15 protein-coding genes are annotated in these 18,051 nt (G+C 38.5%); 6 read left to right on the top strand and 9 right to left on the bottom strand.

Annotated elements, in window-relative coordinates; all coding sequences use genetic code 11:
- Window positions 1-4 precede the first annotated feature (4 nt).
- Entirely contained in the window at window positions 5-2,644 is a 2,640-nt protein-coding gene (locus tag ACORJQ_RS02940) for a methyl-accepting chemotaxis protein (RefSeq protein WP_321325872.1), read from the top strand.
- Window positions 2,645-2,783: 139 nt separating this feature from the next.
- On the opposite strand, the gene ACORJQ_RS02935 is transcribed toward ACORJQ_RS02940, so the two are convergent.
- From ACORJQ_RS02935 to ACORJQ_RS02925, 3 genes are all read right to left on the bottom strand, one after another.
- A complete protein-coding gene (locus ACORJQ_RS02935) occupies window positions 2,784-3,689 on the bottom strand; it encodes a DnaJ C-terminal domain-containing protein (RefSeq protein WP_321325871.1) in 906 nt (301 codons plus the stop codon).
- 213 nt (window positions 3,690-3,902) lie between these two features.
- Window positions 3,903-6,098, bottom strand: coding sequence for a TonB-dependent receptor (locus tag ACORJQ_RS02930; RefSeq protein ID WP_321325870.1), 2,196 nt, complete (start codon window positions 6,096-6,098; stop codon window positions 3,903-3,905).
- Window positions 6,099-6,249: 151 nt separating this feature from the next.
- Entirely contained in the window at window positions 6,250-6,579 is a 330-nt protein-coding gene (locus ACORJQ_RS02925; protein WP_321325869.1) for a hypothetical protein, read from the bottom strand.
- A 340-nt stretch (window positions 6,580-6,919) separates the two neighbouring features.
- On the opposite strand from ACORJQ_RS02925, the gene pgm reads away from it, so the two are divergent.
- From pgm to ACORJQ_RS02905, 4 genes are all read left to right on the top strand, one after another.
- Complete coding sequence (gene pgm, locus ACORJQ_RS02920) at window positions 6,920-8,560, top strand: phosphoglucomutase (alpha-D-glucose-1,6-bisphosphate-dependent) (RefSeq protein ID WP_321325868.1); 1,641 nt, start codon at window positions 6,920-6,922, stop codon at window positions 8,558-8,560.
- Window positions 8,561-8,574: 14 nt separating this feature from the next.
- The gene (locus ACORJQ_RS02915; RefSeq protein ID WP_321325866.1) at window positions 8,575-9,489 is read left to right on the top strand and encodes a patatin-like phospholipase family protein; all 915 of its coding nucleotides are present in this window, start codon (window positions 8,575-8,577) and stop codon (window positions 9,487-9,489) included.
- A gap of 119 nt (window positions 9,490-9,608) precedes the next feature.
- Window positions 9,609-10,172: an elongation factor P-like protein EfpL gene (gene yeiP / locus ACORJQ_RS02910; protein ID WP_321325864.1), complete on the top strand. Its 564-nt coding sequence runs from the start codon at window positions 9,609-9,611 to the stop codon at window positions 10,170-10,172.
- Window positions 10,173-10,591: 419 nt separating this feature from the next.
- The gene (locus tag ACORJQ_RS02905) at window positions 10,592-11,935 is read left to right on the top strand and encodes a cation:proton antiporter domain-containing protein (protein WP_321325862.1); all 1,344 of its coding nucleotides are present in this window, start codon (window positions 10,592-10,594) and stop codon (window positions 11,933-11,935) included.
- A gap of 41 nt (window positions 11,936-11,976) precedes the next feature.
- On the opposite strand, the gene ACORJQ_RS02900 is transcribed toward ACORJQ_RS02905, so the two are convergent.
- From ACORJQ_RS02900 to ACORJQ_RS02890, 3 genes are all read right to left on the bottom strand, one after another.
- Window positions 11,977-12,291 (bottom strand): hypothetical protein, encoded by a 315-nt coding sequence (locus ACORJQ_RS02900; protein WP_321325859.1) that lies wholly within the window; start codon window positions 12,289-12,291, stop codon window positions 11,977-11,979.
- A gap of 139 nt (window positions 12,292-12,430) precedes the next feature.
- The gene (locus tag ACORJQ_RS02895) at window positions 12,431-13,792 is read right to left on the bottom strand and encodes a TlpA disulfide reductase family protein (protein WP_321325857.1); all 1,362 of its coding nucleotides are present in this window, start codon (window positions 13,790-13,792) and stop codon (window positions 12,431-12,433) included.
- A 90-nt stretch (window positions 13,793-13,882) separates the two neighbouring features.
- Window positions 13,883-14,116, bottom strand: a complete 234-nt coding sequence (locus tag ACORJQ_RS02890) for an EAL domain-containing protein (protein WP_321325856.1) — start codon at window positions 14,114-14,116, stop codon at window positions 13,883-13,885.
- A gap of 456 nt (window positions 14,117-14,572) precedes the next feature.
- On the opposite strand from ACORJQ_RS02890, the gene ACORJQ_RS02885 reads away from it, so the two are divergent.
- Entirely contained in the window at window positions 14,573-16,342 is a 1,770-nt protein-coding gene (locus tag ACORJQ_RS02885) for a bifunctional ornithine lipid synthase OlsF (RefSeq protein ID WP_321325854.1), read from the top strand.
- A gap of 82 nt (window positions 16,343-16,424) precedes the next feature.
- On the opposite strand, the gene ACORJQ_RS02880 is transcribed toward ACORJQ_RS02885, so the two are convergent.
- The 3 genes from ACORJQ_RS02880 to ACORJQ_RS02870 form a co-directional block, all read right to left on the bottom strand.
- Window positions 16,425-16,562, bottom strand: coding sequence for a hypothetical protein (locus tag ACORJQ_RS02880; RefSeq protein WP_321325853.1), 138 nt, complete (start codon window positions 16,560-16,562; stop codon window positions 16,425-16,427).
- 84 nt (window positions 16,563-16,646) lie between these two features.
- Window positions 16,647-17,099, bottom strand: coding sequence for a rhodanese-like domain-containing protein (locus tag ACORJQ_RS02875; protein ID WP_321325851.1), 453 nt, complete (start codon window positions 17,097-17,099; stop codon window positions 16,647-16,649).
- A 157-nt stretch (window positions 17,100-17,256) separates the two neighbouring features.
- Window positions 17,257-18,048, bottom strand: a complete 792-nt coding sequence (locus tag ACORJQ_RS02870; protein ID WP_321325850.1) for an ABC transporter permease — start codon at window positions 18,046-18,048, stop codon at window positions 17,257-17,259.
- Window positions 18,049-18,051: the final 3 nt, after the last annotated feature.

The raw sequence follows: 18,051 nt of genomic DNA, 5'->3' as shown, positions 1-18,051 counted from the left end.
AAAAATGAAACTCACACCAAAACTTATTACCAGCTTTTTAGTCATCGGTTTAACGCCGCTTTTTATTTTTGCCGCCATCTCAATACAAAATGCAGACCACGGTTTACAAAATCTAGCTACTCAACAGCTGGAGTCCATTAGAGACAGTAAAAAAGCCTCCATTCATCGCTATTTTGATAATCTCTCTAGTCAAGTCGTTACCCTGGCAGATACCCAAGTTATTTTACAAGCTATGTTTTACCTACCTGCACAAGTCAAGGGCTACCAAGCTTTGGCCGATACGACCAACCTTAAGCAAGTGCAAGAAAATCTTAAAAACAAATACCAATCTTTAGGTTTAAAGCCAGACTATGTTTCTAAACTTGATGATATTGCTTTAATGATGCAAAACGATTATTTAACTAATAATCCACATAACCAAAATGAACGTTGGAAACTCAATAAAGGTAGCAGTAAATCGGCCTATCATGCCATTCACAGCTCAATGCAAAATGTAGTCCACAAGTTTATAAGTAACGCCCACTTTAATGATTTGTATTTAATTGATCAAAATACCGACCGTGTTTTATACAGCGTAAATAAAGGCAGTGACTTTGGGGTAAATCTTGCCACTGGTCCGCTTAAAGATTCTGGCCTGAACCAGGCCTATCAAAAAGCCAAAAACCTAAAAGCTAGCCAAACTGCCTTTGTTGATTTTGCACGCTACCAACCTGCAGGCGATATTGCCGAATCATTTATGGCAACGCCTGTGGTTTATGATGGCAAAACGATTGGTATTTTGGTTGTGCAAATTGGTTCAAACCAACTCAATGCAATTATGACGGACCATTCTGGTATGGGAGAATCAGGCGACACCTTTATTGTAGGTAAAGACTTTTTAATGCGAAGCGACTCAGCCAAAGATAGACAACATAGCGTAACCAATTCTTTTGCTAAACCGCAAACAGGCAAAGCTAAGTATTCATCCGTTGAGAAGGCTCTAAAAGGACAAACAGGAGCCGATTTAACCACCAGTTTTAACGGCATTGATGTAATGAGTGCCTATACACCGATTGATGCTTTAGGCACTCAATGGGCTCTAGTGGTTGAGCTTGATAAACAAGAAGCTCTAGCCAGTTCAAATAGTTTATTAACCACGGCAATGATAACGATCCTTATTGCTATTTTGGCGAATATATTGATTGCTTTTGTGGTTGCCAGAAGCATTTCAAACCCTATACAGAAATTGGTTAAAACCATTCAAAACATTGGAAAAACGTCCAATTTCACTCTTAGACATTCGGTGTCTGGAAATGATGAGGTTGCCCAAGCTGGCCAAGCCATTAACCAACTTATGAGTAACTTAGACCAGTCATTTACTGAAATACAAGAGGTGATGCAGTCCATCAGTGAAGGCAACTTTAGTCAACGTGTTCAATCTCCACTGCAAGGCGATTTAGAGAAATTAAAATCTTCGGTCAACGCTTCTGCAAACAGTGTAGAAAATACCATGCATGCCCTATCTAAAGTCATGCACGGCATTGCGGATGGCGATTTTTCTGTACGCTTAGATGACAGCGTAAAAGGCGAATTAAAAGGCCAGGTAGATAATGCGCTAACGCAAATGGATTACGCCATTCATGCTATTAGTGATGCTATGGAAAGTGCCGCTAAAGGCGTATTTTCTCATCGAGTTACGGGGGAATTAAAAGGCGATATGGTCAAACTCAAACACTCGGTTAACGCTTCACTAGAAGAGATTCAATCGGCTATTGATGAAATTACTAACTCGGCTAAAGCGATGGCTCAAGGTAATTTACAGCAAACCATTCAAGGCAAACACGAAGGTGAACTAAAAGAGTTGCAAGACGCTCTTAATAGCTCCATTTTACATTTAGGGCAAATGGTGCAGTCAGTTAGGGATGCCTCGCATACTGTGTCACGTGGAGCAAATGAAATCTCTTTAGGTAGCTCAGACTTAAATGACCGAACTCAGCAACAAGCTACGGCTTTAGAACAAACTGCCGCATCAATGGAACAAATGACCTCTTCAGTACAAGGCAATGCCGACAATGCACAACGTGCACATAAACTGGCTGAAAACGCTCGTAACACCACTCAAGAAGGTGTGCAAATTATGCAAAAAACCATTCAGTCCATGCAAGATATTGAAGATGCCAGTAACAAAATCAACGATATTATTACCTTAATTGATAGCGTTGCTTTTCAAACCAATCTATTGGCATTAAACGCCGCAGTAGAAGCCGCACGTGCTGGTGAAGCAGGTCGTGGATTTGCGGTTGTGGCGGGTGAAGTAAGAAATCTAGCGGGCCGCTCGGCTGATGCTGCAAATGAAATTAAAGGGCTAATTGGTAACGCTGTTCACCAAATAAAAAGTGGTACTCAATTAGTTAATCAATCAAGCACCTCTTTAGATGAGATTAACCACTCTATTCAAGAGGTAAACGATATTGTTTCTGAAATTAGCTCAGCCAGTAAAGAACAGGCTAATGGCATTAGCCAAGTAAATTTGGCGATTAATAATATGGACCAATCTACTCAGCATAACGCTCATTTAGTAGAAACCTTATCGGTTAATGCTCAAAGCGTAAACAACGAAGCTGATGAACTCGAATCGATTGTCTCTGGTTTTCAGATTAAATAGGCAGCTATTATCAACATAATAATAATGACCAATAAAAAAGCCAGTGGACTGAATCTCACTGGCTTTTTTGCTTAGTTCATATTACCCATATTGCTCATATTAAAAGTAATTTAATACAACTTAATACAATTAATACAACCTAATAATCTGCCCTTGGGTTAAAAGGCATTTGCTGTGCCATTTTTTCATATAAAGCTTTATCTTCATCCGTTGCCGCTGGCGGAGTATGAATTTGTACAATCACATACTGATTACCTGGCGTTGCTCCCAAACCACGATCTTTAATACGTAATTTTGTGCCTGACTGAGTACCTGCTGCAATCGCCATTTTAATTTTACCCTTTAAAGTAGGAATCTCCACTTTAGCCCCTAAAGCGGCCTCCCATGGAGTAACAGGTAAATCTACAAATACATCTTTACCTTCCACTTTAAACAGTGGATGTTTTTCAAGCTTAATCTGAATAATAACATCACCATTTGGCCCGCCATTAAATCCAGTGAAACCTTTTCCCTTAACTCTAATTTTTTGATCTTGGGTTACTCCAGCAGGAATACGCACCTTAATTGGCTTGGTGTCATATGAGTAACTGCTAGATTGCGGATTCCCCGTTTGTACATTAATGGTTCTTTCAGTGCCTTCAACCGCCTCAACCAGTGAAACCATAACATTAACCGTTTGATCTTCACCTTTCTGTGGACGAGCTTGTTGTTGACCAAAACCACCCTGGCCACCGCCAAAGCCGCCACCTCCAAACATATCACCAAAAATATCACTAAAATCTGCCGCACCGCCATAACCACCCTGGCCGCCACCAAAACCACCTGCGCCACGTTGCTGATAGTCAGAACCAAACTGATCATACATTGATCGTTTTTCAGCATCGCTTAGAGTTTCGTACGCTTCGCTAACCTCTTTAAACTTGGCTTCATCACCAGTTGGCTTATCGGGATGATATTTTGCAGCCATTTTACGATAGGCTTTTTTAATTTCTGCATCACTCGCACTGCGAGAAACGCCTAAAATCGCATAATAATCTTTGCTCATAATGTCCTTGTATCTCTTAAATTCTTTAACTGCCTTGTAAATAAGGGCTTTTATACCCTTTTTCAAGGGTAAATCAATAAATTTTGACCATTTTAGCAGGCCTGGTAAACCTAAAATGCCTTTAAGCAGAAAACAATAAAAAAGGCCTGGGATTTTCTCAAATCACCAGGCCTCATTAAAACAAGATTTAATTGTCGTTTATATTTTTAAATATTAAAAATCCAAACGTGCTTTTAGTTGAATATTTCTACCTGCATTCAAGGTGTAGCCTTTATAGGTATTTAAGAAATCAACATAAGCAGTATCAAATAGATTATCCACACTCGCACTCAAATAAAGCTTTTGTTTATCAAGTTTCACTTGCGTTTGATAACCTAAATTCCATAAGGCGTAAGCGTCTGTTGAGGCTGTACCAATTGGTAGATTATCAAACTGCGAGAATGGCTCATACAGGCCTGGAGAATTTTTCTCTGCAACCAGCTTTAAACCAACCGTAATTTTTTGAGCTGACAGACCAGCAAAGTCTTGCGGATGATAATGCACATTAATTTTGGCATTATTCGCAGGCATTAACGGTAAACCTTGGTTGTTTTTGGTATCAACCCCATCAATTAACTCTAGGGCTAAGTCGGTTGACCAGGCCTGGTTAAATTGATGTTTAAGACTGAATTCAAAACCAGTGATCACGGCATCAGTTTGTTGTGCCTTCATTTCAGGAATCGTTCCAGGTATCTGTGAAGCAAATTGTAAAGTTTGGTCACCATTACCTTCTGAATAACGGTAAAAACCAGTATTTGCCAAATAGATATAGTTATCTATCCAGTTTTGGTAAACCGTAGCCACCATCTGGGTTTTAGGAGCTTGCCAACGCAAAGATAAATCGGTATTAATCGCGGTTTCTGCTTTTAGATCTGGGTTACCAATTTGATAAGCTTGTACCCCACCGTGTTCACCCCCTGCGTATAAATCAAAAATGCTAGGTGCTCTGAAACCTCTAGCAATATTCCCTGCAACACTCCATTGGCTATCTACTTTATAAGTCGCCCCTAAAGAGCCAGTAAACACATCAAATTGACGGCTATTATTAGACCCATCAAATATGCCTAAATCAACAAAGTGAGTGTTACTACCCCCAAGTGGAGCACGCACATCTTGCCAGTCATAACGGCCACCAAACTGTACTAACCACTTGTCGTAATCGGCTTCTTCAAACACATACACCGATCTTTTACTCTCATGTGCCGTTGGCGTTAAATGACCAGAACGTAAATCTTGCTGTTTTTCAGTCGCTTCAAACCCAATTTCACCTTCAAAATCACCGATTTTAGGATGTTCTAAAGCAAGTTTATAGTCATCACGTTTAACCAATAAATCCAAATATTCATCACTGCCTTTATCTTCAGACATGGTTTCATACGGTAAGTCATGAGCCGCTTCACGAGCATTACGAGTATGCGTATAGCTTGGTTTTATGACCCAATCGTTGTCGGTATAAAATTCAGCACTTAACTGAGTTTCGTCATTTTGCAGTTTTTGCCCTGTCGCTAAAGCTTCAAACTCAGACGTTGGGCTTGCCGCCTCTACACCTAAGAAGTTTTGCTGTGAGACCCATTGTGTGTGACGCAGTTCAATTTTGCCCCAGTCATCTTGATAACCTAAACCAATATTACCTGCACGGTTTTTAAAGTTGGTATAAGGTACTTCACCAACAAATAAAGGTTTATCACTAATCGGGCTTGTCGGCGTTGCTCCTTGAGAAGTAGAGGTATTTGGAACGGTAAAGTTATCTCCCTCACGAATTGCTACTCCAGCATTAATCGCAAACTTCTCTGAACCTGCACCGACTTTTGCTCCCACCATTTTTTCTTGGTTATTGCTGTTATATTCACCCGCAACCTGGCCTTTAAAATCTTGACCATAAGGTAAGTCAGGCTGAATCACATTTACCACACCACCCATAGCTTCTGAACCATAAAGTACACTTTGTGGGCCACGAATTACCTCAACACGTTCTGCTAAATACGGTTCTGTATTAGGATTATGGCGTGTGCCGTAGGCTTGATAATCCGTACTTTGCCCATTAGAAAGCACCTTAACGCGGTTACCTGTTAAACCTCGAATAACAGGCTTACCTGCTTGAGCCCCTGCTGATTGGTTATTGACCCCAGGAATACTTTCCAACATTTTGCCTAAAGAACCGCTGTCTTGAGCCATTTTTTGGTCGCCGCTAATACTGTCAATTTGCGATGGTACTTCAAAAGCTTCGTGGTCATGGATTGGTGAAGCAGATACCGTTACAGCCGGTAATAAGGTATTGTCAGTTTGTGAGTCTTGAGCTTGTGCCACGGCACTTAAACTGTATAACCCTGTGGCACAGTATATGGCCACGGTTAATTTACTTAATTTCATGGTTTTTCCTATTTCTTTAGAGTCTAGAATTGAGTTTCGTGACTCAAATTCTAGAATCATTTTTTTCGTTTAAATTCAGCATGCTTTAGACACAACAAAGGCTAAGCCTTAATAAACACAAAGCCTGCTGAATTAGTAAATTGTGATGAAACTAAAAAGAAATAGGCGGAGCACGACTAAAGAAATGAGCGGTGAATGGTGTTTCAAATACCGAAACCAAAGCAAACGCATAAGGAATGATAGGTGAAGGTTTAAAAAAGCTAAACGTGTAAGTATTGCCACTATCAACAGGTTGAGCAAGTTGTTCAAACAACTCACAACTGGCGGTATGTTTATGAAACGGATGAATTTCAGCATGCAACAATCCTGCCGTTTGCGATGACAAAAACAGCAAAATTAGCCCGACAATCCAATGACTCAATTTAGAGTCCCATAATGAATTACCTGCTTTTGGTTGAAAACCACTATTAAATTGACGCAAAACTAAACAATCCGCTACCCGTAAATATCCATAAATAAGAGGGGTTTCATTATAAAATATTTTACCCTCATAAATTCCACAATATTACTAGGTTTTGCTTATTAAACGCCGACTACTTTAGACCAGGCCTGGTAATTTATACAAATATGAATCATAGATTCTCAGTCAGTCATTTAAATAAGCAACTCAATTAAACCGCTTAATTTATACTTTGAAAAAAACTACTACAATCCCTTACTAAAAACACGTAATATAAAGCCTAAATTTATAATCGATTTTTAGTATCCAACTTAGCGGTGCACCCAATTTTCACAAGACAACTTTATAAAGCGAGATAACTATGGCCATTTCTCCATATGCAGGCAAAAAAGCTCCTTATACCCTTTTGGAAAACATTCCATTATTAATGGCGGATTACTACAACCTTACACCCGATGCAAGTAACCCAGACCAAGCTGTTAGTTTTGGTACCAGTGGACACCGTGGTTGTTCAAGCAAAACCACTTTTAATGAAAACCACATTGCCGCAATTTGCCAAGCCATTGTAGAGTATCGTCGACTGCAAAATACGGTAGGACCGATGTTTATTGGAATGGACACCCACGCCTTATCTGAGGCCGCTCACGCCACCGCTGTTGAAGTATTTGCTGCAAATAATATTAACGTCATCATTCAGTCAAATGGACGTTACACGCCGACACCAGTAGTTTCAAATGCCATTTTAAGTTACAACGAAGGTCGTCAAGGCGGGCTTGCGGATGGCGTTATCATCACCCCATCACACAATCCTCCGCAAGATGGTGGTTTTAAATATAACCCGCCAACTGGCGGCCCAGCAGACACCGAAGCCACATCATGGATTCAAGACCGTGCCAATGCCATGATTATTAGTGGCATGAGTGAAGTAAAACGCATGCCGCTTAAAGAGGCCATGGTTTCTGATTGCGTTACCCCAACAGACTTAATTACACCTTATGTAGAAAACCTAGATAAGGTTGTGAATATGCAAGCCATTAAAGAAGCGGGATTAAAATTGGCGATTGACCCAATGGGTGGTGCCGCGGTTGATTTTTGGCAACCGATTGCTGAGCATTACGGCTTAAATTTAGAGATTGTAAACCCACAAGTGGATGCGACTTTCTCATTTATGCATGTAGATAAAGATGGCAAAATTCGTATGGATTGCTCGTCACCTTACGCCATGGCAGGCTTAATTAATTTAAAAGACAACTATGACCTAGCATTTGGTAATGATCCAGATGTTGACCGCCACGGAATTGTGACCAAATCGGTTGGTTTAATGAATCCTAACCACTATTTAGCGGTAGCCATTCAATACCTATTTAGTCACCGACCAAACTGGCCCCAAAATGCCGCTGTCGGTAAAACCTTGGTTTCTAGCTCAATGATTGACCGTGTTTCTAAAGCGATGAACCTAAATTTAAGCGAAGTACCCGTTGGCTTTAAATGGTTTGTAGATGGCCTACAAACCGGAGATTTTGGCTTTGGTGGTGAAGAGTCAGCAGGTGCGTCATTCTTACGTTTTGACGGAGGCCCTTGGAGCACCGATAAAGACGGCATAATTCTAAACCTACTCGCAGCAGAAATTACTGCGGTAACCGGTAAAGATCCTGGCGTGCTTTATCAAGAACTTACTGAAAAATACGGCAACCCAATTTACAGCCGCATTGATGCCCCTGCAAACCGAGAGCAAAAAGCCATTTTAAGTAACCTTTCGCCAGACATGGTTAAAGCCGATACCTTAGCAGGTGAAGCCATTACCGCTAAACTTACGCATGCTCCTGGCAATGGTGCCGCTATTGGCGGGCTAAAAATTACCACTGAAAACGGTTGGTTTGCCGCTCGTCCTTCAGGAACCGAAGACATTTATAAAATTTACGCTGAAAGTTTTAAAGGTCAAGAACACCTTGATACGATTTTAGAAGAGGCAAAGGCAATCGTGTCTGATGCCCTCAAATAATTGATTCGTTAATCATGACATCATCTAATAAAAAAAGTGTCTCTCTAGTATTAGGCAGTGGCGGTGCTCGCGGCTTAGCTCATATTGGCGTGATTCGTTGGTTAGAAGAACATAACTATGAAATTCAATCCATTTCAGGTAGCTCAATAGGGGCTTTAATAGGTGGTCTTTATGCCTGCGGCAAAATGGATGAATATGAAAGCTGGTTAAAAAAAATGGGAAAAACCGATTTTTTAGCTTTAATGGATATTGCTTGGGATCGCAGTGGATTAATTAGGGGCGACAAGCTGGTTGCCGCTATAAAAAAATTAATTGGTGAACCTAATATTGAAGATTTGCCCATTTCTTTTACTGCCGTGGCAACTGATATTAATCATGAAAAAGAGATTTGGTTACAAAAAGGCTCATTACTGGATGCCATGCGAGCCTCTTTTTCTTTACCAATGATTTTTATGCCCCATAAACACAATGGCTTAACCTTAATAGACGGTGGCGTTTTAAACCCTATTCCCATTGCTCCAACGTTTGGAGAAAACTGCGATTTAACCATAGCAGTAAACCTAGGCGGTAAACCCAAATTAACTATTCACAACAACGTGGTAGAAAATACTCCAAACACGTCACAAGATGACGGTTGGATTCCCAGTTTAAATGGCGTGATGGACAGTATAAAAGAATACTTCAGTACTGATACCAATCCGTTAAAGACCCCATTTAGTTGGGATGTGTATGATATAAGCAACAAAGCCTTTGATAGCATGCAAAATAGTATTGCACGCCAGCAACTGGCGGCTTATCCTCCAGACATTACCATTGAAATACCGCGTAATGCCTGTGGAATGTTAGAATTTTCTTTGGTAGATAAAATGGTCAAACTTGGCTATGACCGTTGTCAAGAAGAGCTTGGCAATAAAAATGACAACACATAAATTGCATTGTTAACGCTTGTTTTCTTATTACTTGCTTTCTTTCCCCAAAATACTGAAAATATGCCAACTTTTTAAATAAGCTATTTATTGACTCGTCTCTCTCATGTAAGGAACCCCGCATGCCAAAAATTAATGAACTCAAAAAAGGCAGTGTTGTTGAAATCAATGGCGTACCCCATATTGTAAAAACCTACGACGTTCGTAACCCCTCTTCTCGTGGTGCTTCTACTATGTATAAGGTGCGTTTTAACAACCTTAAAACTGGGCAAAAAGTCGATGAAACCTTTAAGGGTGAAGACATGATAAAAGAGGTAGAAACCACTAAAGTATCGGTTATGTTTTCGTACATTGATGGTGATAACTATGTCTTTATGAATAACGAAGACTTCACTCAATATTTATTAAATGCCGATGAACTAGAAGACGACAAAAAGTTTATTACTGAAGGTTTATCAGGGATTACCGCCTTATTATACGAAGACCAAATTTTAGCGATTGAACTGCCAACCAATGTTGACTTAGAAGTGATTGAAACCAATCCTGGAACCAAAGCAACCGGAGCAGGCCGCACCAAGCCAGCGGTTTTATCAACGGGCTATGAAATTCAAGTACCTGAATTTATTGAACCTAATGAAATCGTTAAGGTCAGTACCTTAACCGGTAAATTTCTTTCAAGAGCATAGTCTATTAAGAACCGTAATTTCATTTACATTCACTTAAAGACAACTCTAATCAAAAAATTAAGATTACCAGGCCTGGTAGTCTTAAAACTCATATTGATACCAATAGAATTTATAGATCCTTTAAAATTTTATTCAAAAATTAACGAATTTACTTTATTCACAAAGTAAATCTCTATAGCATTGAACAATGTACACAGTGAACTTGAACTGGATTTGCTAAAGCAAACCCCATTACAAAATGAATTCCACAAATACCTGCTTCATAATAAAGAGACCTTTAGTATGCAAACCATTACGGAAGGGGTTGAAACGTTAATTTAATTACGCTTGTACGACCAATCGCTTATAAATAAATAGCGATTGAAAATTTCACTATAACCTATAAATAAATTCATTCAGGGTTAATAAAGGACAACGCAATGCTTGAAGCGGGACTCATGATTATCGCATTAATGGTTACAGCGTTAATCATTCAAGAAAAACTTAAAATACCTTTACCCATCAGTTTAATCAGTATTGTTTTTCTGCTTTCTCACTACAATATTCACCCTATCGATATTAATGCAGAACGTTTTGACCAACTACTGCTGTTGCTACTGCCATTAATGTTAATTGGTGATGTCATTCAACTTGATACCGAAGATTTAAAAAAACATTGGTTAAGCATATTTGGTACTGCTGGAATTGCCGTTGTTTTATCAATCATGGTTGGTGTCTTTTTAAAAGATGTGATGTTACCTGACTACGCCATTGGCATTCCCGCTATGGTGGCATTAATGGCAATGGTGGTGGCAACGGACCCTGTAACCGTTGGCGCGGTTTTTAATACCACCAAAATACCGCATAACCTAAAGTTTTTAGCCGAGTCAGAATCATTGTTTAATGATGCCTCTGCCTTTGCCATTTTTAGCGTAGCCATTACGTTAATGCACCAACCTTTAGGCAGCTTAGATATTGCCTATAGCTTTGTTTTCTCAGCAGGTGGAGCTTTGATTACCGGAGCCATTGTTGGAATCATTGGAATGTATGTATTAAAACTATCCGATAATCCAATCACAGAAACTGGCATTATTTTAATGATTGCTTACAGTGCTTTTTTGCTGTCTGAGCATTATCACTTTGCAGGTATTTTTGCGATTGTCGTCTCTATGGTTTTGGCAAAAGCCTTAATCACCTCTCGAGAAAAACTGTTTGAAAAAAGCCTTGAACAAAACGAAAAACACGACCACTCTCAATTTAATCAACGTCAACAAAAAATTATAAATAAGGTATCAAAACTACATGTAGTCAAACAGTTTTTAAACCTAAAACACCTTAATGCCACCCACCAAAACGGTCAAGAAATCATTGGTTTTATAGGTTTTACTGCATTATTTGCTAATGTGATTTTATTTGTTTCCATCTCTGAGATTATTGACCTCAGTTTATTAAAAACTTACTGGAAAGAGATTTTATCTGTTTTTGTAGTAACTACATTTATTCGAGCGTTAGTTTTAGGGCAATTTGCATGGGTATCTAATCGCTCTAAAAAAATGCAAGATATTAGCTTTGACTGGTGGGCAATATTGGTTTTTGCTGGGGTAAAGGGTGGACTTTCTATTTTAATGGTTCACATGATTCCAAATAGTTTTGAATACAAAACCCTATTTGAAGCTATCGTAGTTGGCAATATTATTCTTTCAATATTTCTCTATGCACCTGCCATGATGTTAGTCATCAAACTCAGAAAACATGTGTTGAGCCATAAAGAACAAACAATCTAGAGTGAAAATAGCTTATTAAAAATTTAGGTATTGACCACAGATTATTTTCTATCCATATCTGTATCACCACCCAATAAAAGCCTTAACTCTTCTTCAGTAAGAATAGATTGCGGGTTTTGAAAGTCTTTTTCAGTAAAGTTCCGCCGACGATCACCACCTTTACGGCGATCGACACCCAATCTTGGCTTAATAATAGATTTAAGCCACAACCTGAATTTACGTAGCTTCCAAGCCGAATCTCTAATCTCTTCACGGCGTTCATCAGCTACTCTTCTGTCTGGGCCTCTGTTAACCATTTTAGATGGGTCTCGGCGTTGCTCTTTTTTATATTTGTTTAAACTGTGAGTTGCGGCCATTAAACACTCTGCTAAATTTCATTATTTTTGATTAATGGTTAATGCAATTGATTGCAATAACAATCTAAATTCATACATTAAGTTTATTTAACCAACATTCAACAATTAGGTAAATAGGTATATTTCTTTATTACTTAAGTTATTGTAACAACAAATTGATTTTATCAATATGTTCTTTATTATCCCATTCTGTTCCACCAAACAAAGCAAAACGAACTTTACCCTCTTTATCAATCAAATAACTGCTCGGGTATGCAAAGACTTTCCACTCCTTAGCCGCTTGAGACCCCTTATCGAACAAAACAGGGAAATTAACGGGGTGTTGTTCTAAAAAGAGTTTTACTTGTTGAGGTTCTTCGCCTAAGTTAGCGGCTAAAATTTCAAATGGCTCATTTTTAAAATGGGTTTTTAAACGGGCCATTGACGGCATCTCATGTACACATGGCGGGCACCAACTAGCCCAAAAATTCAGTAAAACAACCTTACCTTTGTAATCCGCTAGATTATGCAAATGGCCTTGTATATCATTCAAAACTAACGGCAAACCCTGTGCCCCTTTGTACTGATTTAGCTCAGTTGTATTTTGGTGCTTAACGTTACTTTGAATTGCCTGCATTGTTTTTTGAGTCAGAAGAGCTTTAACACTTCGTTGTTGTTGCATATATGGCAATTGCAACCTCATCGCTTGCATAATATTACCTGCAAGTTTTAGCGTTTTAGCTTGCTCAATAGGCAAAGCATCTGGCCTAAAGTAAAAACGGTCTCTTACGTCTGTAATCAATTGGGTAAAAACATCGCTTCCCGCTTGACTCAAATGCTGGTTCAATTCAGCAATATTTAACTTCCATGGTGATAGTTCTGATTGAATCACGGTTATAGGTAGATTGATATTGCTAGCCTCTGGCCAATATTTGGCAGTCAAACCAGGCAAAGGGGTTTGAATATATAGATTTGGGTTTATCAATACCAACCCCATATTTTTACCAGGCCTGGTAAATATCTTTTGCAATCCTTTAACTGCGATTTGTGCCGCTTTATTGGGAGCAATAATCCACAGCGGTACATTTTGTTGATTACTCTGTTTCTGTGCTTCTTTAATAAGGGTAGCCGTCCACTCTGGGTTAACTTTATCAACAGCACTTGGTGTTGGCGATAAAAACATCGCCTCATAATAATCTACAAACCATGATTCAAAACCTTGCTTTGCAAGTTGTTCAGCCAATGCTTTTTCTTGCGGTAAAACACCATATTCAGAAGGTAACCAAATAATTCGAGCGATTGGGCGTAATTCTTTTGAAGCAGGTTGACTAATCAACTTAATGTTCTTTTTAGAGTCTTCGCCTGGTGATATGATTTGAATGGTTAGAGAGGTATCGCCAATATTTAATTCGCGTTCTTGAGCAAGCGCACTATTGCCAAAAAACAGACTAACAAAAGAAAAAATAGTGAATATTAAAACAGGTGATAATAAGGCTGAAAAAGATTGGTTAAGTCTAGACATATAGTGTGGTCTTCTCATTTAAGATTACTGCAAATAGGTTTGCTCAAAGCTTTCTATTGGCTGGCAAATTTTATTCTTTAAATATATTTTTTAAATGACTTCTTGCTCAGCAAAACTTAATTGTTCTACCCAGCTTTTTGGCCTTTTCCATTGCTTAAGCCACTCAGGAACCTTTTCATTAGTCATCGGTTTGGCTATAAAGTAGCCTTGGCCATAGGTGCAACCTAGCTCAATTAACATAGTTCCATGACGCTCTGTTTCAATACCTTCTGCTATAACATGCCTGTGTAATAATTTAGTTAGACCAATTAACCCTTCAAGCAAAGTAATATCTGCAAAATAATATCTTCTGAGTCTTCAAACATAATAGTTGAGAATGGCAAAAAATAACGTATTACGTATTTAAAAAAATGATTGAAGAGCTCATGGAGAAAGACATAATAAAATCACTGCAGTTATCCACGTTATCTTTAATTCAACCACCATATAGTGAACAAAAATCAACGGGTTATTAAAATATTACTTTTATCATACCTTTAGTAAAATTCCCTCACAATTCTATTTTGATTTAATTAGCAATATTTCTATTAATATCCCCAACAGTTTTTATGATTTTTTGTAACATAAAAGGCGAGTGTCACTTTGTCACAGCTTGATTCTGCATCAATCAACTACCTATCACCTATTTACCTCCTATTTACCACTGATTCGTCATCTATTTATCATTAATTCTTCATTTACTCGTCATCTAAAAAACACCTGGCCAGGTAATAATGCTTTATGACTTTTTCTAACCTTGAGACATACCCAAATATGCTAAATATTGAAGCGGCTATTGCTGAAAAGTTTCCTGATTTACAAACTAAAAAAACTGGCAAACTTGCTATTAGTTTAATTAAAGCTCTTACCCATGAAGATGAGATAAACCAATTCATTGATACAAATCAACACCTTAAAGGTTTTGCTTTTTTAAATGCGGTATTAGACCACTTTAACTTTAGTTATAAAATCAGCTCTAAGGCCACACATCGTATTCCCGCCAACGGCCGAGTGATTATGGTTGCAAACCATCCAATAGGCTCTTTAGACGGTTTAGCTCTATTAAAAATGGTACGCTCTATTCGACCCGATGTGCAGATTGTCGCTAGCGATTTACTTAACCATATTGAACCTCTAAAATCGCTATTTTTAGGCATTGATAATATCAGTGGCAAACCGTCTCATAAGCAGCAATTTAAAGCGATGGTTAACGCGCTAGAAAATGAACAGGCGGTGATTATATTTCCCGCTGGAGAAGTCTCTCGAATTCGCCCTAATGGGGTACGTGACGGCAAATGGAAAAGCGGCTTTTTAAAACTTGCTAAAATCACCAAAGCCCCTATTCAACCTATCTACATCGATGCTAAAAACTCATCGCTTTTTTATGCACTTTCCACTTTGTATAAACCACTTGGTACTTTGATGTTAGTCAAAGAGATGTTTAATAAAAATTATCAAGAAATTCAATTTTTTGTAGGCAAACAAATCCCTTGGAAATCTATAGAAAATAGCGAACTACCAACCAAACAGTTGGCCAATCAGTTTCGCAAACATCTCTACCTATTAGATAAAGAGAACAAACAGGTTAAAAAGGGCAAGCAAACCTATTTTAAAACCATTGAAACTGTTGCTCACCCTGTTGATAGACAGGCTTTAAAAAAAGCCTTAAAAAAATCACCTTTACTTGGACAAACTCAAGACGGTAAAAAAATCTATCTCTATGACTTTGAAGACGATTCCCCTGTTATGCACGAAATTGGTCGCTTACGAGAACTCACTTTCAGAACGGTTGAAGAAGGGACTGGTGGTGCGATTGACCTTGATTTATATGATGTACGATATCGTCATTTAATACTTTGGGACAATGAAGATCTGGAAATTGTTGGAGCCTACCGAATTGGAGAGTGCCAAGAGATAGTGGAACAGCATGGCAACAAAGGTCTATATACCAGCACGTTATTTCACCTTAAGCCAGAAATCGACAACTATTTGCCCAACGCAATAGAGCTTGGCAGAAGTTTTGTACAGCCTAAATACTGGGGTAAACGTAGTTTAGATTATTTATGGTATGGCATTGGTGCTTATGTGGCACAACACCCAAATATTAAATATTTATTTGGCCCAGTCACCTTAAGTGATGCTTACCCACAAAATGCTAAAGAGCTAATTATTGGCTTTTTTGAACAACAATTTGGCTCTAAGCAAGACTTAGCCAAAGGCATTCGTCCAGTGAAACTTGGCCAAAATAATCAACAGATTGCTCAAGAAATTTTTAGTGGTGACTATAAAGAGAGTTATAAAAAGCTCAATGCATTACTTGATTTAGAAGGCGTCAAAGTTCCCACTCTTTTTAAACAATATGCCGAAGTTGCTGACGATAAAGGTTGCCGCTTTATTGACTTTAGTATTGATCCTGACTTTAACGACTGTATTGATGCATTAATATTGGTGGAGTTAGACAAATTGAAACCGAAAAAACGCGAACGCTATTTAAACCCAATTAAAGGTTAAAAAATAGCCTATTACGTGGTGTGGTAGATTTCTTTTTGAATTAAAATAGCTCTACCTTCATAAAGGTATATTGCCCGAATCATCACTCGGCTTTTTTTACAGACTTGTTTCCAGAATTCTTAAACAACCAAACCACCACAAAATGCAGTAGCAAACTTACTATTAAAGAACCACCAGCCACTAACCACAAATTATTCAAAGCCCAAGCCGACCAACCCATTTTTACTCCTTTTTAATTACTAAAAAGCCCAGCAGAATTCACTTCTACCAGGCCTGGTATTTGTTGTTTTTCTATTAAAATAGACTAACAAACATTACCTTCTTGAAATCCTGGATTCCAAGGATGGTCTAAACGGATTAAGCCATTATCGACAGGAGGTACGGTAATATCGCCATTGCATTGCTTCCAAGCATTAAAGCCGCCAGCTAAGTTGACTACATTGGTGTAGCCCATTTTTTTCATGGTATCTACGGCTAAAGCCCCACGACCGCCAGATAAACAAAATACAACCCAGCCTTGGTCTAAGTCAGCTAAATCACCAATATGACCTTCATAACATTTGTCACACATAGGTTCTAACATACCGCGCGGCACATGCACTGACATGGGAATCGTACCGTCTAAATATTCAGCCGCTTCACGCACATCAAGCGGCTTGTAGCCACCACATTTAAATAAATCTTTAGCTTCAGTAGTGGTTACTTCTTTAATATTGGCTTTGGCGGCTGAAACAAGGTCTTTTAATCTTGCTGGCATGTTATCTCTCCTAAATTAAGTTAAGTTATAACTTTCACTTTTAATTTAGCATAAATAAAAAAATAAGAGATTACAAATGGATGAAATTGGATATTTTTCTTCTTTTAAATCAATTTATTAGAGATTAATTTTGATTGATCCATTTCTAATTCAATCATTAGTGCTTTTGCAATACATCTAGGGTTAATCGTTGACGAGAGTCAAACAATTTACGACATGCTAAGTTAACCGCAATCAAGGTTCCAAACCCCGTTGAGGTAACAATTAATAGCATTATCATAATTTGATATTTAACCGCTTCCATAGGGTCTGCTCCGGCTAAAATCTGCCCTGTCATCATCCCAGGTAAGGAGATAATCCCTGCGGCAACCAACATATTAATTATTGGGATCATTGCAGAGTGCAAACTCTGTTGGCGTATAAAGTTCATTGACTGTTTAGCGGTTTTGCCCAGTGCTAGTTGAGCTTCAATTTTGGCTTTAGATTGCACGGCATTGCGGGTTAAGGTATCCATTCCCAAGCCTATTGCCGTCATGCTATTACCTAGCAGCATACCTAAAAGTGGAATGGCATATTGAGGTTCATACCAAGGTGAAGGTTGAATAATAACGGTTAAGGTAACGATTAACAGTACCAAAGAGGTCATTGAAAGAGCTAAAAAACCAACTAACCAACCATTTAACTTTTTAAAACGGTATTGCTGACGTTTGCTGATTTCATAGCCCGAGGCCGTGAGCATAACCAGGCCTACTAAAACAATCCAAATAGGGTTGTCGGCATAAAATACATAACTCAACCACACGCCCATAAAGAGCAATTGCACAACCATTCTGGCAGTAGCAATCCAAAGCTGTTTAACTTTATTAAAGCCGTTTAACCATAGAAAAATACCCAGTAAAAAAACCAATACTGAGAGACTGGCTAGATCCCAATAACTAATTAAAATCATATA

It is taken from the genome of Thiomicrorhabdus sp. (assembly GCF_963662555.1).
Classification (GTDB): Bacteria; Pseudomonadota; Gammaproteobacteria; order Thiomicrospirales; family Thiomicrospiraceae; genus Thiomicrorhabdus.
Note: the sequence above shows the minus strand (reverse complement) of the source record. Positions and strands in the feature narration are given on the sequence as shown.